The following is a 20,897-nucleotide window of genomic DNA, read 5'->3' as shown; positions in this document are numbered from 1 at the left end:
AAGGAAGTGCGCACTAAAGTAGCGTAAACAAGACACCGGTTTGAGGCCGGTGTCAGGTGATAACTAGATCTGTACAACCTGTAGACTGATTGAGGTGACAACGCCAACTAACTGGATTACATACTATATTAATTAATATTTTCTTTTAGTTTCCACTCACCAAATTCATTTTTTTGAAATAAATCCTTGTTGTAAAAACTATCAATAATGGCCCAAAATTGTGATCTAGTGTATCCAACGAAGTCACAGAAATCATCAACACATTTAGGATCCAATTTCGAATCCTTTGCAAGGACTAATTTTATAGCCTCATTACGTGTTAGTAATCCATAACGGACATATCGTGCTGCATAATCAGTAGCGGATGCATGACCAAATTTTGGGTATTTCAACCACGAGTGAACAAGATAGGCTCTTGAGTCCACCTGATCGAAATTTTCGATATGATGAGTTCTATCCCATTCGTGAGTTAAATCTTTAAACCCACGACTCTTAGCAAATAAGTAATTTTCATAACTATTCCATGGAATGAAGTAGCTAATATATATGGGGTCGATTCTAGCCAGCTCATCTACCGTCGGTGCTTCGCAAGATGAAAGGTCTTTAATGCATATTTCATCATCAATCAAATCATCAAATGCTAAGTCACTAGCAACACCATTGTTAATGATGTCTTTAGCGGAATAATGTTCTACTGCATCAGCTCCACCATATTCAAAGCTGACGTTCTCCCCATACACAAGTAATGGGGTATTTAACTTTGATGCCATCTTCAGTGGGAATGTATAAATCAATCTGTCAATATACCACGTTGGCTTTCCATATTTCTCAAACGTCTTTCTCATCAACTTTTTCTGAAGTTTACGATTTGGTTTCATGGAAATAATTTCACAACCAAACTCTTCAGATATATTCTTTATATTACTGCAACCTGCATTAGTCATTGGGAAATTATCTTCCACAGAAACTAATATGGGATTCATGCCTAATACTTCTTTCATCAGATGGACTTGATAATGGCTATCTTTTCCACCACTAACAGCAATCATGCAATCTGGACCATTACCATTCATGCCGCGATATTTATCACATAACTCCTTTAACTCTTTGAAACGTGAATCCCAATCAACAGATTTTCTTTTCTCATAATTCAAGCAAGGATAACATACCCCACTAGAATCAAAATTAATACCTGGACGAGTGTCTGGCATTACACATTTTTGACAAAACTTCATATAAACCCTCTATTTTAATTATAATGTAGAACGCATCTCTGTTATTTCAGACTCATTAAGAAACTTGCAAATTCAAAATCAAACTCGTTATCAATATCTACAGAATCCCTACTGTTCATTATATATGCAAAACTATTGGGGCCGTATAATTCAGATTGTTTTCCGACAAATTCTCTATCAAAGAGGTAAATGGCACCATTTAATCTATAGTACCGTTCCAATTCTTGTGTTCGCTTATTATTCTTCTGATTTAAAAAATTATCAAGACTAAGGCTTGGATCAAGTTTGTTGCAAAACTGATAAGGATGCTCTAGCTCACAAACAGATACGATAGCATTGGCCTTCTTCTTTTTATATAGAGAAAATGCTTCCTTGATATGATATGCAGTACGGAGCGGTGAAGTCGGTTGCAATATAGCGACCTTGGCAATGGGAGCTACATTTTTTTCGACCCATCCAACTAAATGATCAACAACATCATTAGTCGCCGCCTCATCTGTTGCCAAGTTATCTGGGCGTAGATATGGTACTTCAGCACCAGCAATTTTGGCTATTATACCAATGTCTGGTGAATCAGTGCTAACATAAACATGGTCAAAACAATGAGAATCTAGGGCAGCTTCAATCGTCCAGACGATCAAAGGTTTATCTGCTAATAGCATTATATTCTTATTGGGAAGTCGTTTACTGCCACCTCGTGCTGGAATAATAGCGATATTGAGTGACATTATACCAACCCCTTAATATCAATCTGTGCCTTGTTAAAATCATCCATACGACCAATGTCCAACCAATATTCATCAATCGAGAACATCAACACATCCTCCTTCTTGGCTATCTGTTGTTCAAGTAACATAGGCATGTCGATACGCTCTTGCTTTGGTACCTTCATAAACAGCTTTGGGCTGACTACATAAATACCTGCATTTACAAAGTAACGTTGGATAGGTTTTTCTTGCATTTCAAGGATGCGGTGCCCATCCCCACGGATCACACCATAGGGAATCTGGTAGTCATACTCACGAACGCACATGGTTGCCACAGGCTGGTATTTATTATGAAAATCAAGTAGACGGTTAAAATCCACTGTGGTCAATATATCACCATTTATCATGATAAGCGGTAAAAGCGGCGTATCTGCAGGCAATAACCCCAGTGCCCCTCCTGTACCTAAAGGACGCTCTTCATGTACGTAGCTAATTTTGACACCGAAATCAGAACCATCACCAAAATAGTTGATAATATTTTCAGCCATATAGTGGGTTGATATATAGATATTCCTGAAACCAGATTTGAGGAATCGGTTGAGCAATATTTCTAGAATTGGTTTCTCACCCACCCTCAACATGGGCTTGGGGCAACTGTCGGTCAGCGGGCGCAGCCGGGTACCAAATCCCCCCGCCATGATAAAGACGGGATTATCATAGTTCGGGACTTGTGCCACCTGATCCCAAATCTCTAACCCGATCAACTTGCCAGCTTCATCGACCACCGGAAGGGAAAGAATGCTGCGTGCACGCATCGTCTCAAGTAACTGCTCACGAGTCAGCTTGGCCGACACTGTAATTGGAGTGAGGTTCATCACGGTCGTGACGCTTTGCGTGAGTGAGACGTTACTCAGGATGGCGCGGCGAATATCACCGTCAGTGACCACCCCCAGCAGATGCTGCTCCTGATCCACGACCAGACAGACTCGCAGTGCCTCTTCATTGATCACTGCCATGGCATCACGCACCGAGTGTGCCGGCGACAACACCACTTTTTCCCAATTTTTGCTCATCCAATCCATCCTTTACTTCTTGATAGGCATTACGCTGCCCCGGGCAACGTATGCAATCTGCTTTTCTCCAAGAGGGCGCGTCAGCGTGGCGCCAGCCCCGACCACGGCATCAGAGCCAATTGATATGCCCTGGATCACGGCAGCTCCCGTACCGATATGGACTCTCTCACCCGTCACCACACCGCCGGATAACACGGCGCCCGGTGCGACGTGATTGTCGCCTCCCAGATGGCAGTCGTGATCCACGATGGCGCCACTATTGATGATGCTGTTGGCACCTATCCGGGTACCCGCCTGAATGATGGCCCCCGCCATGACCTGGGCCCCCTCTTCCAGCACGGCGTAGTCAGAGACCATGGCCTGTGCGCTGACGACGCTTGCAAAGCGGTAACCAAGGGCGCGATAACGGGCAAACAGCGTGGCGCGCATCGGGTTGCCCGGCAGGGAGCCGATGCCATTGACCAACACCACCTCATCCGGATGGTGGGTCAGTATTTCCTCGTCATGCCAGAGGGGAATACCAGCCAGCGCGGCGCGCGCTGTACCTGCGGCGGGCGCAACCAGGGCGATGGGAACCACTCCCTGGCTGCGCAGCATGTCGACCAGCACCGAGGCGTGCCCCCCTGCCCCGAGGACGATGACCGGTTTATTCACGGATAGGCTCACCCGCCTGATAGGCTCGTTTGGCCGGTTGCCCCAGGAGCTGCCAGTAGGCATAAGGGCTCATTCCATCGCCTGGGCGCTTGATGGCGAGGTTGTCGGCACAGAGGATGGCGCCCTCCTCAATGTCGCAGGCAGCGACCAGGCTCTTGCGTGCGATCTCCTTGTTCTTGATCTCGCTCGGGCGAGGCCCTTTGATGCCGTCTCCCAGTGCCAGTTCCACATCGCGGATCCCTTTCACCATGGCGGCCAGTTCATCGGGTTCAAGAGAAGCCTTGTGATCAGGCCCTTCCATGTTGCGGTCCAGCGTGAAGTGCTTCTCGATGAGGCAGGCTCCACGGGCGACTGCCGCCACCGGGATGGTGATGCCCTGGCTGTGATCCGAATAACCGACCGGCAACCGGAAAGCGTGCGACAGGGTATCCATGGCTTTGAGGTTGATATCCACCATGGGCGCCGGATACTCGGTCGTGCAATGCAGCAGGGTTACCTTGTTGGCAAGAGCGGCCTGACCAGCCTCGCTGGCATAGGCAGCCATGAAGGCGGCCTCACCGGGCTGCGCATCCTGCGGCGCGGTCAATCCGAAGGCTATCACCCCCAGGGCCGCCTCCACTTCTGCCAACGTGGCCATACCGGTCGAGACGATCAATTCGCAACCGGTGCGAGCATGGGCCAGTACGAAAGGCGCATTGGTCAGTTCCCCGGACGGGATCTTGAGGGTCTGCAACTTCAACCGGTTCACTAGAAAGTCCAGGCTCTCGGTATCGAAGGCGGTAGACAGAAACGCGATACCGAGAGACTCGCAATGGGCGATCAGACGAAGATGGGCATCGAACGAAAGCTCAAGGCGGGAGAGCATGGCAAACTGGCTCTCTTCCTTGCCGATGTTGGCGGTTTGATAAGCAGCCTGCTTGGCCTGGCGGGTCACCAGATTGGCCACCTTAAAGGTCTGAAACTTGACGACATCGACGCCTGCCCGGTGGGCAGCATCGATCAGTGCCACGGCGAGTGCTTCGTCGCCATTATGGTTGACGCCGGCTTCGGCGATGATGCGGATCATGGCGACGGACTCCTGTCGAGATCATGGAACTGTTTGATGGTGGGGATGGCAAAATGCTTCAGACGTGCCACGATTTGGCCGCTGGCGTCCCCTGCACCATAAGGATTGACATAAGCATCCGGGCCCATAGGCTGCAAGGCCTTGGCAATGCATTGCGTAATGGCCTCAGCCTTCGCGTCGCAATGAAGCACACTCTTCGCCGCCAGGCGCCCTTGTTGGCGTTGGCCGATATTGATGGTCGGGACACCCAGAGAAGGCACCTCGATGATGCCGCTCGACGAGTTGCCGATCACGGCAGCACAGTGTTTCACCGCGCTCAGGTAACGTCTGTAACCCAAAGACGGAATGGCCAGCACGCGTGCAGGATTGGCTGTCGCATACTGCTCAAGCAGTGGAATGATGGCTCGACCACCGTCATCTGCATTCGGGTACGTCAGGATAACCTGATGGTCGGGATAGTTATCCAACGCCGCCAGCAAGGCACTGAAACTCTCCCTGGCCGGTTCATCGGCCAGAGTCACGGGGTGATAGGTCACCACGAAGAACGGTGAATCCAACGTAAACCCAAGAGAGGATTGCAGCTCGTCCATGGACAGCAGCGGTGTCTTGATGATGTGGTCCAGACCGACGGCACCCACGTTGAACACCCGTTCAGGCGCCTCCCCCAACTGAATGACTCGCTGTCGATAGAGCTCGGCGGCCGTGAAGTGCAGGTAGCTCAACTTGGTAATGGCATGGCGAATGGCGTCGTCATAGGCCCCTTCGGTGATCTCGCCACCATGGAGGTGTGCTACCGGTATGCGCTGCAACATGGCCGCCTGGGCTGCCGCCAGCGCTTCAAAGCGATCCCCCAGGATAACCAGCACATCCGGTTGCAACCGGGCCAATGCATCTGCCAGCCCGAGCAAGGCAACGCCCATGCTTTTGACCACCCCCACAGAGGTATCGGAGGAGAGCAGCATCTCGATACGCTCATCGATCTTGAAGCCATCCTGCTCTATCTGCTGATAGGTCAGGCCGAACTCGGGGGACAAGTGCGTACCCGAGACGATCAGCTTGAGCTCCAGGTCGGGATCCGCGGCAATGTCTTTCATCAACCAATAGAGCAGCCCGTATTCGGCGCGAGTACCGGTAAAGACGGCAATGGTGTTGGCCATGTTCAGACCTCGACAGGCGAGCTGGGCAGGTTGATCAGATGGGCTTCCAACCATTCGGCATTGTTAAGTTCCCCACGCAAGGCATGAGAGAACATGGGCAGGCGATGCATCAGTTTCCATACAGGCCGGGTCATGACACCAGCCTTGTTCAGCTCGGTCAGCAACGTATCCCGCTGGGTTTGATCTTCACAGACAATCGCATTGAGCCAGTAGTTGGAGCGTCCATAAGAAGGCTCGGTCACAAACTGGCATGCCTGTCCCTTGAAGAACTCGGCATAGTGCATGGCAAGCGCCCGCTTTTGCGCCAGGAATTGCGGCAGGGCTTCCATCTGGGCACATCCGAGGGCCGCATTCAGATTGGGCATCCGGTAGTTGAAGCCAGGCTCATCGTGATAGGACTCAAACGGATGCGGCACCTTGGCCGTGGTGGTGATGTGCTTGGTACGTGCCCCCTGTTCGGCATTCTGGCAGAGCACCATGCCACCACCACCCGTGGTGATGATCTTGTTGCCATTGAAGCTCAGGGCGGAAAACGCACTCAGCGTCCCCGTGTGTTTGCCTTTGTAGTAGGAACCCAGGCTCTCGGCAGCATCTTCTACCAGGGCGATACCCCAGGCCTCGCACACGGCCTGAAGCTCATCGAGTTCAACCGGATGACCAAAGGTGTGCATGGGCACGACGGCTTTGAGGCGGCGTCCGCTTGCCTTGTGGATGGCACCTGTCTCGGTGCGAGACGCATGCTCTTCCAGCCAGTTGGCCAGGGCAACGGGACACAGACCCAGGCTCTGGCGTGATACATCGACGAACACGGGTTCTGCGCCCATGTGATACAAGGCATTGCAGGTCGCAACAAAGGTCAGGGGCTGGGTGATCACCAGATCCCCTGCCTGCACACCTGCCATGTAGAGCGCGATATGCAGCGCCGCCGTGCCATTCATGGTGGCAACGGCACGGGCTGACCCGGTAAAGGTGGCTATTTGCTGCTCGAACTGCTCAACATAGGCACCGACACTGGAAACGAAGGTGCTTTCGAGGGTATCGAGCACATATTGACGTTCATTGCCGGCAAAGGTCGGGGCGTGAAGAGGGATGAAGTCATCGGTTTTGTAGGTATCACGAATAAAACGTATCAATTGAGTATGCATACCGATTCCTTACATCTTGCCGTCGAGATATTTGCCCGTTTCTTTGTGACCAAAATCCGGGATCATGGCGAAGAACAACTCGACGATCTCTTTCTTGTCCCAGGCGCGTTTTGTTTTCATGGCTGCAATGGTCTGCTCGAAATGGTTGAGCAGATCATTCTGATATGAGGGTTCATTCTTGATGATGCCCAGGTTCTCGAACCGGGCCATATCCAGCACTTCCTTGTCCGTGAAGAACTCTTCGAAGTCTTTTTCACCCGTGGTATCACTCTCGGTAAACAGGCAGGGCCACATCCCCTGCTCGGGCAGACTCGCCATCAAAGCTCTGGCTTCATCCTCGTCCTTGCACAGATGCGGCTTGTAACCATGCTGCTCCAGATACTTCACGGCGATTTCGGCGAAGGTAATCAGGTGCAGGGATTCGCTGAGCTTGGGGAAGAAGATATCCCTGTTCTCACCAAAGATGCAGGACATCAGGCACAGCTCACCGGACTCCTGGGGAGTCACGAAGTAGCGTTTGATGTCGTTGGGAGCGACGATGGGCTGACGCTTTTGCAAGCGCTGGTTGAAGCCATGCAGCAAGGAGCCATCGGAGAAGGCCACGTTGGCAAAGCGCGCGGTTGAAATGGCAATCTGTTCGCTGCGGCGCATCAGGAACATCTCCATGATGCGCTTGGACGCCCCCATCATGTTGACCGGATTGGCCGCCTTGTCCGTCGAAACACAGAAATACTTTTTCACTCCCATGTCGATGGAGTGCTGGATGGTTTTGTCCGTGTTGAAGACGTTGACATCGATCATGCGCATCAACGTAAAAGGATCTTTCTCGCTGCGTACATGTTTGAGCGCAGAAAGATTGAGCACGTAATCATAGGCGCCGTCAGCTTTGATAAAGGCGTCATATTCAATGGAGCCGATATCCAGGGCGAACGTCTGGAAATCACCATCGATATACCCGAACGAGCTGCGGATATCGCGCACCAGCTCGACCATGTTGTTCTCGCTGATATCGACCACATGCAATTTACGTGGATTTCTCTTGAAGATCTCTTTGGTTACCGCCTGGCCAATAGACCCTGCGCCACCGAGCACCAAGAACCGTGAATTCGCCACGATGTGACCCATTGTGTTTCCAGTTCTGTCGATATCCTGAGCAAGCAAGGCATTCTCACGGCAAATTAGTGTTAGTATCTCGTTGTTCATACGCCATCACCAGTGCAATAAAGGAGGCCAAATATTATTTGGGGGACGTTGAGTTATTTATGATATCGAGTCACGTACAATGTTATCTCTTTATAGCAATTTCTAGACCAAATGGTGCGGGATTATGAACTATTTGGTTCTAGACATGTGTATTGCCCCGATCGCCTCGCATATCTGCTCCACCGCGTTGAGGGCGCGGGGGGTGAAGCGGTGCAGTTCATCGGCGTTGATGAGGGCGAGCCGTTGGTGTTTGACGGCGTCCAGCATGGGCCACTGCCGCCAGTGATCCAGCACGGAAGGATCCTGGCCGCCAGCCAGGATAAGCCCGGGATTGGCCTTGATCACCTGCTCCAGCCCGACCTGGGGGTAGGCTGCTCCCGTCTTCGCCATGATGTTGCGTCCGCCGCAGAGGGTGATGGCCTGCCCCGGCCAGGTCGAATTATTGACGCTGGTGAGCGGCGGGTACCAGAGCTGATAGAAGACAGACAGGGGCTTGGGCTCGCCGTAGCGCGCAGCCAGGGCGTCGAGCCGGGTCAGATAGGCGCGGGCTTGCTCGTCGGCCCTGGACGTGAGCCCGAGCAGATGGCCCAGGCTGCGCATCTCGGTGGCCAGGGAGGCAAAGTCGGTGGGCTCCGAGTAGAAGACGGGGATGCCGAGGCGCTCGACCGGGCCCAGCATGCGGGCCTGGGCGGAGCGCCAGGCCACTACCAGATCCGGCTTCTGGGCCAGCAGCGCCTCGAGGTTGATACTGCGATAGTTGGCCACCCGGGGGAGGTTGGTCACATCGGCGGGGTAATCGGAGGCATCGTCGGTGGCGACCACGCGATCCCCGGCGCCGATATCGAACAGCAGTTCCGTCAGATGGGGAGTGAGGCTCACGATGCGCTGCGGCGGGGTGGCCATGGCGCACAGTGAGGTGCCCAGCAGGCAGACAAACAGGCCCAGGGCACGAAGGGAAACGCGATCAGCCATGATTGAGCGCCATCCATGTCAGGAGCAGCGAGAGCCCGAGCCAGCCCCAGCCGGTCAGTTGCAGACGCTGCAGCAGGCGCAGGGGCAGGTTGGCATCGGGTTCGCGCCCCTCATCAAATACCGGAAAGCGCACCAGCTGGCCCTGATAGTAGCGGGGGCCGCCGAGTCGGCTGCCCGTCGCCCGGGCCAGCAGCGCGAGCAGGACCCCCATGGCGGGATGGGGCCAATGCAGCGCAGGTCGCACTCTGTTGCCCAGCCCGCGCACCTGGGTCAGGCACAGGGGAAGCGCCAGCAGCAGGATGGCGGGGGCGCAGAAACCCTGATAGAGCGCCGCAGCCGGGCGGCCGAAGTGGACGAACGCGCTTTGCTTGGGGTTCCACGCCAGATGGGTCAACTGGGCGAGCCGCACCAGCAGGGCACCCTGTACCCCGGCCAGGGCGAAGCCCAGCAGGGGGGCGGCCCACTGACCCACGAGGCGCAGTACGCAGGTCTCGCTCACCGCCTTGTTCAACCCCATCACCGAGAGCTTGCCGGTCTCCCGCTTGAGCCAGGGGGCGACCTGCAGCCTCGCCACGACCAGCGTCTCTTGGGTCGTCAGGGCGCGGCTCCCCCGGGCGAGTTCCCGCAAGGGGCGGGATTCGAGCATCAGCAGCAGGAACAGGAGGTCGAACAGGGGCTCGGACAGGGAGAGATTGCGCACCGCCCAGAGACCGGCAGCGCAGGGCACCCAGACCACCAGCAGGGCAAGGAGCCCGGCCTGGCTCTGCTGGCGTGGCGTGCCGTCGGGGCGATAGACCTTCTGGCCGAGGCGGGTGAGCAGAGGCACTGCTGCGCCGGGTCGAAAGCGTGCGGGCCAGGGCAGCAGGGCCTCCAGCAGGGCGGCCCCCACCATGATGCCCGCCGTCGTGGAGGCGAGGGCGGTCATCAGGACATCCCAGGAGGGGGCGTCGATCACAGCTTGCCGAGCAGCGCGATGATCACTTCGGCGGAGTGTTGACCCGCCACCTCGATGAAGGCATCGAAGGATTCCACCTGCTCCTTGCCGGCGATGTCCGACATGGCCCGTACCACCAGATAGGGCACCTTGAACATGTGGCACACCTGGCCGATGGCGGCCCCTTCCATCTCCACCGCCAGCATCTGCGGGAAGTCGGCACGGGCTTTCGCGATGGCGTCCGGCTTGCACATGAACTGATCGCCGGTGCAGATGAGCCCGACCTTGGTCTGGTGCTTGCCTTGCTCGGCAATGCAGGCCTGTGCCAGGGCGATGAGTTTTTCGTCGCAGGGGAAGGCGGCGGGCTGCTGGGCCATCTGGCCCATTTCGTAACCGAAGGCGGTCACGTCCACGTCGTGGAAGCGCATCTCGCTCGCGATGACCACGTCACCGATGTGCAGATCCTGGGCGAAGCCGCCGGCGGAACCGGTGTTGATGACGCAATCGGGAGCGAACTTCTCCAGCAGCAGGCTGGTGGCGACGCTGGCGGCGACCTTGCCGATGCCGGAGCGGGTCAGGATCACCTCTTTACCGGCCAGCTTGCCCTGATAGAACTCGCAGCCGCCCAGTTGCAGGGTGGTGGGCTCGCTCAGCTGGCTGCGCAGCAGGGCCACTTCCTGCTCCATGGCGCCGATAATACCTACTTTCATCATCTACCTCGTCTCGATGGCCGCTGGGCCGAAAAAGTTGGCGTGGATGATAGCAAAACTTGGCGGTGGCGCCGAGCATTGCGATGGCGCGGATGGGGGTCAGGGGTAGCGTCTGGCCAGGGCGGCCAGTTCACCACTGTCTGCGAGCCGTTGCAGGGTGTTGGCGAACAGGGTCAGGCGCTCGGGGGCACTGTGGCGATGGAACAGGATGTAGAAGGGAGTCTCTTCCATCACGGTGGGGAGGATGCGGATCTTGTCGGCCAGACCCTGTTCGCGCAAGTCGGACTCAAACCCCGGGGAGCGGTAGTAGACGAAACGGCCGCGCTTCATCAACAACTTCTCGTAGTTGGCCTGGTTGCTGATCCCGCCGCTGTCGATGATGAGGCCGCCGATGTCCTGGAGCCGGGCGATGGCGCCGCTGCCATGGTTGATGAGGATGATGCCCCCCTGGCCGAGGGCCCTGACATCCTGCCAGCTGCGTATCTCGACGTGATCGTCACGGCGCACCGCCAGGTGGTAGCGCACCGTGAAGATGGCGGGGGTCAGGACGATGAAGTGATCCCGCCTGGCCGGGCTCTCCCCCACGCCGCAGATGAAGTCCAGCTGGCCGTGCTGCACCTTCTTTTCCAGCCGTCGCAGCGGCAGGAAGCGCTGATCTCCCTCAATGCGAAGGGCAGGCTCCCTCGCTTCCATGAGCCGGAAGAGATCGACGCAGATCCCGCCGACATGCCCGTCGGGGAGCGTCACGTACTTGGGGGACGACGCCTGCTGCGCGGCCGTATGAAAGACCTCGGTGGCGCCAATGGTCCTGGCGGTGAGGACAAGCAGACACAGCAGCAGGATTATCCTGGGGGTCATCCGGGCAGGCTTCCGATGGGATTCAGGCGCCGTACATCAACCAGTCAAAGGGCGCCGGGTGCTCAACATTAGGCGATTTCCCCCTCTTATTTCAAGGGGTTCGCGCTGTCGTCACCGGGCGCACGGGGCTTGAGGGGGGTGATCAGCCGAGTGCGGTGTCGAGGGTCATCATCAGGGCGAAGCCCGCCATGAGCCCCAGGGTGGCGTGGGTCTGGTGGCCGTTGCGATGGGTTTCCGGGATCACTTCGTGGGAGACCACAAACAGCATGGCACCAGCCGCGAGCCCGAGGCCGATGGGGTAGGCGATGGCCATGCCGCTGGCGAGTCCGACCCCGAGCAGGGCGCCGAGCGGTTCCAGCAGGCCGCTGCCGATGGCGACCAGCACGGCCACCGGCGGGCGAAAACCGGCTGCGCACATGGCCAGCGCCACCGCCAGCCCTTCGGGAATGTCCTGCAGGGCAATGGCGGTCGTGAGGGGCAGTCCCACCGTCATGTCTCCCTGGGAGAAGCTGACCCCGATGGCCATGCCTTCGGGCAGGTTGTGCAGGGCGATGGCGAAGACGAACAGCCAGACCCGTGAGCAGCTCTCATGGCCGGGACCACAGGGGCCGGTCTTGTCGTGTTCGTGAGGGGTGAATTGATCCAGTCCCAGCATCAGCAGCACCCCGAGGGTCATGCCGGCCACCACCACGGCGGCGGCGAGGAAGCCGTCACCCGTGATCCCCTCGGCGGCCTCGAGCCCCGGCAGCAGCAGGGAGAAGGCGCTCGCCGCCAGCATCATGCCGGCGGCGAACCCCAGCATGGCATCTTCCACCCGTTGGGGAACGGCGCGCAGGAACAGGGCAGGCAGGGCGCCCAGCGCCGTGGCGGCAAAACCCGCAGCGCCGCCGATGAGGCCATAGCGTACCCCGGGCGTGATCTCTCCTGCTGCCAGCATGACGAGACTCTGCACCAGGAGCAGCAGCACGGCGACCAGGGCGAGCAGCAGCCCCAGGGCGATGAGGGGGCGATCCGCTATCTGCTCGCGCAGTTGGACAGACCAGGAAGGGGAGAGGGTCGATACGTTGTCCATGGGGCCTCTGAAGACAGGAATGGGGAGAGACGAGCGGCCATTACATAACCTGGCCCCTGCTTTGTCCATGACGGCGGACCGATTGTGGCAATCGGCTCAAGTTTTGCGTCGAGCTGGTCGCTCCTGTGCTGGCAGCCTCGTGGCGGGCACAAGGCCCGGCGTGGGGCGAGCGGGAAGCAAGGGATCCCCTCTCTTTGCTCCCATCGTCATTTCCCGTCAGGAGTCTCGGGTCACCGCTTACACGGATGTGATCATTGTGTCACTGCACATCTGCAGTCGAGGATCACCAGCCAACATGTCTTACAAGCATCTCTCCATCGGCAAGAAGATTGCCGCCGTCTTTGCGGTCATTGCCGTCATCAACGCCGTCTTCGGCCTGTTTCTCGCCACCGAACTGCGGGACATTCGGGATCGGGTATTGAACTTCACCGACTCCACCCTGCCAAGCGTGCTCTCGGTGGACAACCTGCTCTACGACGTCTCCTATGTGCGCCGTGCCCAGTTTGCCCTGCTGATGGTGGAAGATGCCGTCGACAGGCAGGTTCGCCGCGCCCGCATCCAGGAGAGCCTGGGCAAGGTGCAGCAGGTCATGGATGCCTACGAGGCGACCGTGGGGGCCGAGCATGAACGCCAGGCCTTCAACCGCGTCAAGCAGCAGTGGCTGCAATATCTTGGCGCCGTCAACCAGGTGGATGCCCTGTTGTTCCAGGGCAGCAGGGATGAGGCCAGGGAGGCGCTGTTTCGCTCGAACGGGCTCTACACCGAGCTGGAGCTGGCGGTGCGTGCCCTGGTGAAGGTGAATCTTGGCTTTGTGGAAGAGAACCGTGGCAGCCTGCTTGGCAGCGTCACCATGGTGATGACCTTTGCCGTGGTGAGCATCGCGACCCTGCTGATCTTCATGGGGGTCATGACCTGGTTCCTTACCCGCCAGATCTGCCTGCCCCTGCAAGCCGTGGTGGCCCAGGCCAATGCCATCGCCCTGGGGGATCTGACCCATCGGCTGGATCGCCAGCACATCGGGCAGGACGAACTGGGGATGCTGGCCAGTGCCTCCCTCAAGATGCAGGACAACCTGCGTGGGCTCATCGAGGAGGTGGCCGCCGCCGTGACCCAGCTGGGGGCCGCCATCGAGGAGGTGAGCGCGGTCTCCGAGCAATCATCCCAGGGGATCCAGAGCCAGCAGCAGGAGATAGCCCAGGTCGCCACCGCCATGGCCCAGATGAAGGCGACGGTAGCGGATGTGGCGGGCAACACCGAGGTGGCCTCGGAGTCGGCAAGCTCCGCCAATGCCCTGGCTCGTCGCGGCAGTCAGGATGTGCAGGGGGCCCTGGATGCCATCACCCGGGTGGCCGGTGAGATGGAGCAGGCGGGCAACCTGGTGAGTGAACTGGAGAAAGAGTCCGCCCAGATCAACCTGGTGGTGGATGTCATTCGCGGCATTGCCGACCAGACCAACCTGCTGGCACTCAATGCCGCCATCGAGGCGGCCCGTGCCGGTGAGCAGGGGCGCGGCTTTGCGGTGGTGGCCGACGAGGTGCGCACCCTGGCGGGGCGTACCCAGGCCTCCACCGGCGAAATCGTCGCCATCATCGAGACCCTGCAGGCCCGTGCCAATCGGGCGAAGTCGGTGACCGGCCAGAGTTGCGAGATGATCCGCCAGTGCGTGAGCCAGAGTGAACGCACCAGTGCGGGCATTCGTCAGATTGAAGAGGCGGTGGCCCAGATAGCCGACATGGCGATCCAGATTGCCAGTGCCTGTGGCGAGCAGGATGCGGTCTCCGATGAGCTGGGCCGCAACGTGGCGCGCATCAACGACTCCTCCAACGAGGTCGCGACCGGCGCGGATCACACCGCCAAAGCCTGTCTGGAGCTGAGCCAGCTGGCGGCGGGTCTGCGCCAAAGCATGGGGCGCTTCCGCCTGGCCTGACGGTGGCTGCAGGCAATGAAAACGGGGCCCTGGGCCCCGTTGTTTTTCTCACCGCCAGGCGGCGTGGGCTCAGGCGCCCAGGCCGGTACCGGCGTCTTTCTTGGCAATCAGCTCAATCTTGTAGCCGTCCGGGTCTTCCACGAAGGCGATGACGGTGGTGCCGCCCTTCACCGGGCCCGGTTCGCGGGTGATCTTGGCGCCGGCGGCGCGCAGCGCCTCGCAGGTGGCATAGATGTCGTCCGCTTCCAGGGCGATGTGACCATAGGCGGAACCGAGCTCGTACTCGCTCACGCCCCAGTTGTAGGTGAGCTCGATGACGGCTTCATCCTTCTCGTCGCCGTAGCCGACGAAGGCCAGGGTGTACTTGTATTCGCTGTTCTCGCTCTTGCGCAGCAGTGTCATGCCCAGCACTCGGGTGTAGAAGTCGATGGAACGTTGCAGATCGCCGACGCGCAACATGGTATGCAGAATTCTCATTGCTCAATTCTCCGGGTTGGTGGATTGGTACTGCCTTGAATCCATGGCCCGAGACCGGATCCGCAGAGGCCTGCAGATCAACTCTCGGGATAGACCTTCTCTTTGTATTCGCACAAATCTTCGATGATGCAGGAGCCGCAGCGGGGCTTGCGGGCGAGACAGGTGTAACGCCCGTGCAGGATGAGCCAGTGATGCACGTCCAGCTTGAACTCGGCGGGGACCACCTTGAGCAGCTTCTCCTCCACCTGATCGACGTTCTTGCCCACGGCAAAGCCGGTGCGGTTGGAGACCCGGAAGATATGGGTGTCGACGGCGATGGTGGGCCAGCCGAAGGCGGTGTTGAGCACCACGTTGGCCGTCTTGCGGCCGACGCCGGGCAGGGCCTCGAGGGCCTCGCGATTCTCCGGCACCTCGCCGCCGTGGCGCTCCAGCAGAATGGCGCAGGTCTTGATGACGTTCTCGGCCTTGGTGTTGAAGAGGCCAATGGTCTTGATGTACTCCTTGACCCCGTCCACCCCCAGTTCCAGCATGGCCTGGGGGGTGTTGGCCACCGGATAGAGCTTGTCGGTGGCCTTGTTGACGCTGACATCGGTGGCCTGGGCCGAGAGCAGCACGGCGATGAGCAGCTCGAAGGGCGTGGTGAAGTTGAGCTCGGTGGTGGGATGGGGGTTGTCGTCCCGCAGTCGCTCCAGGATCAGCCTGCGTTTCTGGTTGTTCATGGATCTCTCTTGTCTCAGAGCTGGGTCGTGCGGGCGCCCGCCGCCGGCACGGTGCAGTGGGCCTTCTCGGCACTCTGCTTGCGGCCCATCCAGTCGTTGATGGCGTTTTTGCCAGCGATCATCAAACCGAGGCCGATGAAGCCACCGGGGGGCAGGATCGCCAGCAGCAGGCTGGCGTCGGTGTGGAACAGCTCGACGCGCAATGACTTGGCCCAGTCACCCAGCAGCAGCTCGGCACCGTCAAACAGGGTGCCCATGCCGATGATTTCGCGAAGGCCCCCCAGTACCAGCAGCACCAGGGTAAAGCCCAGCCCCATCATGAAGCCGTCGAGGGCGGCAAGCAGAGGCGGGTTCTTGGAGGCATAGGCTTCGGCGCGGCCGATGATGACGCAGTTGGTGACGATGAGGGCGATGAAGATGCCGAGCGCCTGATAGAGGCCGTAGGTGTAGGCATTCATCAACAGCTGCACGCTGGTCACCAGGGCTGCGATGATCATCACGTAGACCGGGATGCGGATATCCTTGGGCACCCAGTTGCGCACCAGGGAGATGGCGAGGTTGGAGCTGACCAGCACCGCCATGGTGGCAAGGCCGAGCCCCAGCGCGTTGGTGAAGGTGGAGGAGACTGCCAGGGTGGGGCACAGACCCAGCACCTGCACCAGAGAGGGGTTGTTCTTCCACAGCCCCTGCAGCATCAGCTCCTTGAGCTCTTCGCGGCGGCCACTTTCCCCGGCGGGTTGGCTGGCCGTGTCAATCACGTCGACTTGTTCCATTGCGTGTGCTCCGGCGTTAGGGGTTGGTATGGCAGGAGGGGGCATCGTGCAGCAGTTCGGGGTGCTCCTGTTGCAGCCTCAGCAAATTTTTCACTGCCTTGACCACGGCCCGCGGGGTGATGGTTGCCCCGGTGAAGGCGTCGAATTCGCCGCCATCCTTCTTCACCGCCCAGGTGGCGTCGTTGTCGGCCGTGAGGGACTTGCCGGTGAAGCTGTCGATCCAGCTGGATTTCTTCAGTTCTATCTTGTCACCAAGCCCCGGGGTTTCCTTGTGGGCCAGCACCCTGACCGCACTGACGGCCCCCTTGGCATCGGTGCCGACCACCATGCGAATGGCTCCACTGTAACCATCGGGGGCCACGGTTTCCAGCGCGTAGCCGGTATGCACCCCCTTGAGGGTGGCGGTATAGAGGGGCATGGGCTCATCGCTGCCCAGGTATTCCCGGCTGCTGACCAGCTTGCAACTGGCCACCAGATCGTTGTCATAACTCCCCTCGGGCAGCAGGGCCTGCAGGGTGCGCAGCTTCTCCAGCTCTTGCTGGTGGGCGATGCGATCCCGGGTCAGTTCGTTGGTCAGCACCACCATGGCGGTGCAGCCGAGGGCAAAGAGGGCCAGGGTCAGGCCATTCTTGCGCATGCTTTTCAACATGGGAGGCTCCCTGTCTCGCGTCTGCGACAATTCAGATGGGGGTTCATTTGCGACGGGCTCCATAGACCTTGGGGCGGGTCAGACTGTCAATCAGGGGAACGCACAGGTTGGCCAGCAACACGGCGAAGGCGAAGGCATCCGGATAGCCGCCAAAACGGCGGATGACATAGACCAGCACGCCGATGAGCACACCGTAGACGAGGCGCCCCTTTGCGGTGGTGCTGGCACTCACCGGATCGGTGGCGATGAAGAAGGCCCCGAGCATGGTGGCACCGCTGAACAGGTGCAGCATGGGGGTGGCGGTGGCATCCGGGGTGGCCAGATAGCCCAGGGTGGCAGCGAGCAACAATGCGCCCAGCACGGCAGTCGGAATGCGCCAGTTGATCACTTTCTGCTGGAGCAGGAAGAGGCCTCCCAGCAGGTAGCCGAGGTTGACCCAGCTCCAGCCGATGCCACCCCAGCCCTCGAAGACCTTGTGGGTCATCACTTCGGTGGCGGTCAGCCCCTGGGTCAGCCCGGTCTTTAAGGTATCCAGCGGCGTGGCCATGGTCAGGCCATCCACCCCCTGCTTGAGCTGCAGCATGCTGTAGCCGTCGAGGCTGAAGCCGGTGAAGATCACCGAGGCCGCATCGGCGAAGCCGATGTCGTAGGCGGCGATGCTGGAGGGGGGCAGCCAGCTGGTCATCTGGACCGGGAAGGAGACCAGCAGCAGCACATAGGCCACCATGGCAGGATTGAACAGGTTCTGACCGAGCCCACCATAGAGATGCTTGGCGATGATGATGGCGAACGCCGTGCCCAGCACCAGCATCCACCAGGGCAGCAGGGGGGGCAGGGAGAGACCGATGAGCACGGCGGTGAGCGCCGCGCTGCCATCCAGCAGGGCCGGTTTGACGGGGCGGCCGCGCAGGCGAAGGACCAGGGCCTCCGAACCCAGGGCCGTGACCAGCGCCAGCAGGATCTGGATCAGGGTCCCCCAGCCGAAGAACCAGGTCTGCGCCAGGAAGCCGGGCAGGCAGGCCAGGATCACCAGCACCATCAGGGTCTGGGTCTGTTTGCGGTTGTGGGCAAAGGGCGCACTCGCGATATTGAACATGGATCAGTGGCTCTTGTCGGTCGAAGGGGAGGAGGCGGCCTCGGCCGCCAGCTTCTTGGCTTTGGCCCGGGCGATGGCGGCGGCGATGGCCGCCTTCTTGGGGTCCACCTCGGCGGCGGGTCCGGATGCGGCGGCAGGGGCCTCAACGGCATTATCGGTTGTGTTCACGGATGTCTCACCCGCGACCACCGGCGCGTCACCTTGTGCCTGGGCGGCTTTCTTGGCCTTGGCCCGGGCGATGGCGGCGGCAATGGCCGCCTTCTTGGGGTCCACTTCGGCAGCGGGCTCGGATGCGGCGGCCGGGGCCTCAACGGCATTATCGGTTGTGTTCACGGATGTCTCACCCGCGACCACAGGCCCGTCACCTTGCGCCTGGGCGGCTTTCTTGGCCTTGGCCCGGGCGATGGCGGCGGCAATGGCCGCCTTCTTGGGGTCCACCTCGGCGGAGGGCTCGGATGCGGCGGCCGGGGCCTCAATGGCGTTACTGGTTGTGTTCACGGATGTCTTATCCGCGTCCATCGGCGTGTCACCTTGCGCCAGGGCGGCTTTCTTGGCCTTGGCCCGGGCGATGGCGGCGGCAATGGCCGCCTTCTTGGGGTCCACCTCGGCGGCGGGCCCGGATGCGGCAGCCGGGGCCTCAACGGCGTTATCGGTTGTGTTCACAGATGTCTCACCTGCGACCACCGGCCCGTCACCTTGCGCCTGGGCGGCCTTCTTGGCCTTGGCCCGTGCCAGGGCTGCGGCGATGGCGGCTTTCTTGGGATCCAGCTCTGCCTTGGGATGTTGCTCCCCAGGTGCCGGGGTGTCAGCCAGCCCATTGCCCTCGCCATTGGCGGCCTTGGCGGCACGACGGGCGATGGCCTCCTGCTTGCGCGCCTCACGGGCGGCAATCATGGCCTCGTTGTCCGGTGCGGGTTCACTCACGGCCACCTGGGCCGTTTCCTGTTTGGCCTTGATGCGGGCCAGGGCGGCGGCGACCGGATCTGCGCCCCCGGCCGTCGTCATGGCCTGGCGACGCTGGGCTGCGGCCTCGGCGTGGCGGGCTTCGCGGGCCGCCTTCTCACGCTCGAAGCGAGCCTGCTTGGCCTCGAAGCGCTGCTTGGCACGTTCGGCCTTCTCGGCCTCGGCACGGGCCTCGCGGATGTCATCCTTGGCGATCTTGTAGTACTGCACCAGGGGGATTTCGCTCGGGCAGACCCAGGCACAGGCGCCGCACTCGATACAGTCAAAGAGGTTGAGCTTCTCGGCCTTGTCGTACTCCTTGACCCGGCTGTACCAGTAAAGCTCCTGGGGCAGCAGGGTGGCGGGGCAGGCATCGGCGCAGGCACTGCAACGGATGCAGGCCTGTTCCGGGCCGGGGGGCGGCAGCTCGGCGCGGGTGGGGGAGAGCAGGCAGTTGGTGGCCTTGACCACGGGGACCATGGCGTGGGGCAGGGTGAAGCCCATCATGGGGCCCCCCATGATGACCCGCTGATCCGCCTCCGGTTGCAGCTCGAAACGCTGGAGCAGCCAGCGTACCGGCGTGCCCAGACGCACCCAGGCATTGCCGGGTTTCTTGAAGGCGTCGCCGGTGAGGGTGACGATGCGCTCGATGAGCGGCTCCCCATCGATGATGGCGCGCTTGATGGCAAAGACGGTGGCGACGTTGAGCACCATGATGCCCATGTCCACCGCCCGGCCTCCCTTGGGCACCTGGCGTCCGGTGAGCAGCTCTATGGTCTGTTTGGCGCCGCCGGAGGGGTACTTGGTCGGTACCGACTTGACCAGCACGTCGGCGTCGCTGGCATGGCGGGTCAGGGCCTCGATGGCCGCCGGTTTGTTGTCTTCCACCCCGATCAGGGTGAGCTTGGGCTTGAGCAGGTGCTTGAGTACCCGGATGCCGTCCATGATCTCGTCGGCGTACTCCTGCATCAACCTGTCATCCGTGGTGATGTAGGGTTCGCACTCCAGCCCGTTGACGATGAGGATCTCGGTAAGCTGGCCACGGCCGTCGAGCTTGCTGTGGGTCGGGAAGACGGCGCCGCCGAGCCCGGCGATGCCGGCCTGCTGGATGCGCTCGAGCAACTCCCCCCGCTCCAGGTTCCAGTAGTCAGGCTGGGGTGTGCGCTCGCCCCAGGCATCGTCTCCGTCCGGGGTGAGGAGGATGCAGAGATCGTCAAGACCGGAGGGGTGGGCCACCGTGTGCTGCTCGATGGCGGTGATGGTGCCCGAGGTGGAAGCGTGCACCGGCACGATGCGTCCCTTGTCAAAACGGGTGAGGGGTTGCCCCTTCTTGACCTTGTCCCCCACCCGCACCAGCAGTTCGCCGGCCGGACCCGCGTGCTGGCGCACCGGAATGATGAGCTGGGGGGGAAGGCCCGCGTCAACGACGGGGGTCAGGCTGGACTGGTGCTTGTTCTCGGGGGGATGGATGCCGCCGTGAAAATCCCACAGAGTGCCGGCTTTGATGCGTTCGAGCAGATGCTGCATG

The 20,897-nt window shown here is 59.6% G+C and carries 20 protein-coding genes; 1 reads left to right on the top strand and 19 read right to left on the bottom strand.

Annotated features, from left to right (window positions below; all coding sequences use genetic code 11):
• Positions 1 to 128 precede the first annotated feature (128 nt).
• The 13 genes from OKC41_RS12700 to OKC41_RS12640 all read right to left on the bottom strand — a co-directional run bounded on the left by OKC41_RS12700 (position 129) and on the right by OKC41_RS12640 (position 12,786).
• Positions 129 to 1,235, bottom strand: a complete 1,107-nt coding sequence (locus OKC41_RS12700) for an N-acetyl sugar amidotransferase (RefSeq protein ID WP_201894821.1) — start codon at positions 1,233 to 1,235, stop codon at positions 129 to 131.
• Between the two features lie 41 nt (positions 1,236 to 1,276).
• On the bottom strand, positions 1,277 to 1,963 hold the full coding sequence (locus tag OKC41_RS12695; protein WP_201894820.1) for an acylneuraminate cytidylyltransferase family protein: 687 nt from the start codon (positions 1,961 to 1,963) through the stop codon (positions 1,277 to 1,279).
• A complete protein-coding gene (locus OKC41_RS12690) occupies positions 1,963 to 3,015 on the bottom strand; it encodes a nucleotidyltransferase family protein (protein WP_201894819.1) in 1,053 nt (350 codons plus the stop codon). The genes OKC41_RS12695 and OKC41_RS12690 overlap by 1 nt, the downstream gene beginning before the upstream one ends.
• A 12-nt stretch (positions 3,016 to 3,027) precedes the next feature.
• Positions 3,028 to 3,669, bottom strand: coding sequence for an acetyltransferase (locus OKC41_RS12685; RefSeq protein ID WP_201894818.1), 642 nt, complete (start codon positions 3,667 to 3,669; stop codon positions 3,028 to 3,030).
• Positions 3,662 to 4,735 carry an N-acetylneuraminate synthase gene (neuB, locus tag OKC41_RS12680; protein WP_201894817.1) on the bottom strand — a complete coding sequence of 358 codons (1,074 nt, stop codon included), beginning with the start codon at positions 4,733 to 4,735 and terminating at the stop codon, positions 3,662 to 3,664. Before neuB ends, OKC41_RS12685 begins: the two co-directional genes overlap by 8 nt.
• Positions 4,732 to 5,892 (bottom strand): UDP-N-acetylglucosamine 2-epimerase, encoded by a 1,161-nt coding sequence (gene neuC / locus OKC41_RS12675; RefSeq protein ID WP_201894816.1) that lies wholly within the window; start codon positions 5,890 to 5,892, stop codon positions 4,732 to 4,734. The genes neuB and neuC overlap by 4 nt, the downstream gene beginning before the upstream one ends.
• Before the next feature lie 2 nt (positions 5,893 to 5,894).
• Entirely contained in the window at positions 5,895 to 7,037 is a 1,143-nt protein-coding gene (locus OKC41_RS12670) for a LegC family aminotransferase (protein WP_201894815.1), read from the bottom strand.
• A gap of 9 nt (positions 7,038 to 7,046) precedes the next feature.
• Entirely contained in the window at positions 7,047 to 8,162 is a 1,116-nt protein-coding gene (locus tag OKC41_RS12665; protein ID WP_234922293.1) for a UDP-N-acetylglucosamine 4,6-dehydratase, read from the bottom strand.
• Between the two features lie 207 nt (positions 8,163 to 8,369).
• On the bottom strand, positions 8,370 to 9,143 hold the full coding sequence (locus OKC41_RS12660) for a cobalamin-binding protein (protein ID WP_234922297.1): 774 nt from the start codon (positions 9,141 to 9,143) through the stop codon (positions 8,370 to 8,372).
• Positions 9,144 to 9,204: 61 nt separating this feature from the next.
• The gene (locus tag OKC41_RS12655) at positions 9,205 to 10,137 is read right to left on the bottom strand and encodes a cobalamin biosynthesis protein (RefSeq protein WP_201894812.1); all 933 of its coding nucleotides are present in this window, start codon (positions 10,135 to 10,137) and stop codon (positions 9,205 to 9,207) included.
• A gap of 26 nt (positions 10,138 to 10,163) precedes the next feature.
• Entirely contained in the window at positions 10,164 to 10,856 is a 693-nt protein-coding gene (gene mtnN, locus OKC41_RS12650; RefSeq protein ID WP_010674306.1) for a 5'-methylthioadenosine/S-adenosylhomocysteine nucleosidase, read from the bottom strand.
• A 99-nt stretch (positions 10,857 to 10,955) separates the two neighbouring features.
• A complete protein-coding gene (locus tag OKC41_RS12645) occupies positions 10,956 to 11,714 on the bottom strand; it encodes an ABC transporter substrate-binding protein (protein ID WP_201894811.1) in 759 nt (252 codons plus the stop codon).
• 142 nt (positions 11,715 to 11,856) lie between these two features.
• The gene (locus OKC41_RS12640; protein ID WP_039038671.1) at positions 11,857 to 12,786 is read right to left on the bottom strand and encodes a ZIP family metal transporter; all 930 of its coding nucleotides are present in this window, start codon (positions 12,784 to 12,786) and stop codon (positions 11,857 to 11,859) included.
• Positions 12,787 to 13,081: 295 nt separating this feature from the next.
• Here OKC41_RS12640 and OKC41_RS12635 point away from each other — a divergent pair, with 295 nt between their 5' ends.
• Complete coding sequence (locus OKC41_RS12635) at positions 13,082 to 14,713, top strand: methyl-accepting chemotaxis protein (RefSeq protein WP_010674309.1); 1,632 nt, start codon at positions 13,082 to 13,084, stop codon at positions 14,711 to 14,713.
• 69 nt (positions 14,714 to 14,782) lie between these two features.
• On the opposite strand, the gene gloA is transcribed toward OKC41_RS12635, so the two are convergent.
• The 6 genes from gloA to rsxC all read right to left on the bottom strand — a co-directional run bounded on the left by gloA (position 14,783) and on the right by rsxC (position 20,896).
• Positions 14,783 to 15,190: a lactoylglutathione lyase gene (gene gloA, locus OKC41_RS12630; RefSeq protein WP_010674310.1), complete on the bottom strand. Its 408-nt coding sequence runs from the start codon at positions 15,188 to 15,190 to the stop codon at positions 14,783 to 14,785.
• A gap of 77 nt (positions 15,191 to 15,267) precedes the next feature.
• Positions 15,268 to 15,909 carry an endonuclease III gene (nth, locus tag OKC41_RS12625; RefSeq protein WP_042863644.1) on the bottom strand — a complete coding sequence of 214 codons (642 nt, stop codon included), beginning with the start codon at positions 15,907 to 15,909 and terminating at the stop codon, positions 15,268 to 15,270.
• 14 nt (positions 15,910 to 15,923) lie between these two features.
• Positions 15,924 to 16,682, bottom strand: a complete 759-nt coding sequence (locus tag OKC41_RS12620; RefSeq protein WP_042865265.1) for an electron transport complex subunit E — start codon at positions 16,680 to 16,682, stop codon at positions 15,924 to 15,926.
• A 16-nt stretch (positions 16,683 to 16,698) separates the two neighbouring features.
• Entirely contained in the window at positions 16,699 to 17,331 is a 633-nt protein-coding gene (gene rsxG / locus OKC41_RS12615; protein ID WP_041212825.1) for an electron transport complex subunit RsxG, read from the bottom strand.
• Positions 17,332 to 17,374: 43 nt separating this feature from the next.
• Positions 17,375 to 18,427: an electron transport complex subunit RsxD gene (gene rsxD / locus OKC41_RS12610; protein ID WP_010674314.1), complete on the bottom strand. Its 1,053-nt coding sequence runs from the start codon at positions 18,425 to 18,427 to the stop codon at positions 17,375 to 17,377.
• Between the two features lie 3 nt (positions 18,428 to 18,430).
• A complete protein-coding gene (gene rsxC / locus OKC41_RS12605; protein ID WP_270672063.1) occupies positions 18,431 to 20,896 on the bottom strand; it encodes an electron transport complex subunit RsxC in 2,466 nt (821 codons plus the stop codon).
• Between the last annotated feature and the right edge of the window lies 1 nt (position 20,897).

It is taken from the genome of Aeromonas sp. QDB17 (genome assembly GCF_027705305.1).
Classification (GTDB): Bacteria; Pseudomonadota; Gammaproteobacteria; order Enterobacterales; family Aeromonadaceae; genus Aeromonas; species Aeromonas caviae.
The sequence above is the reverse complement of the archived record's forward strand: the minus strand, read 5'-3'. Positions and strand labels throughout refer to the sequence as shown.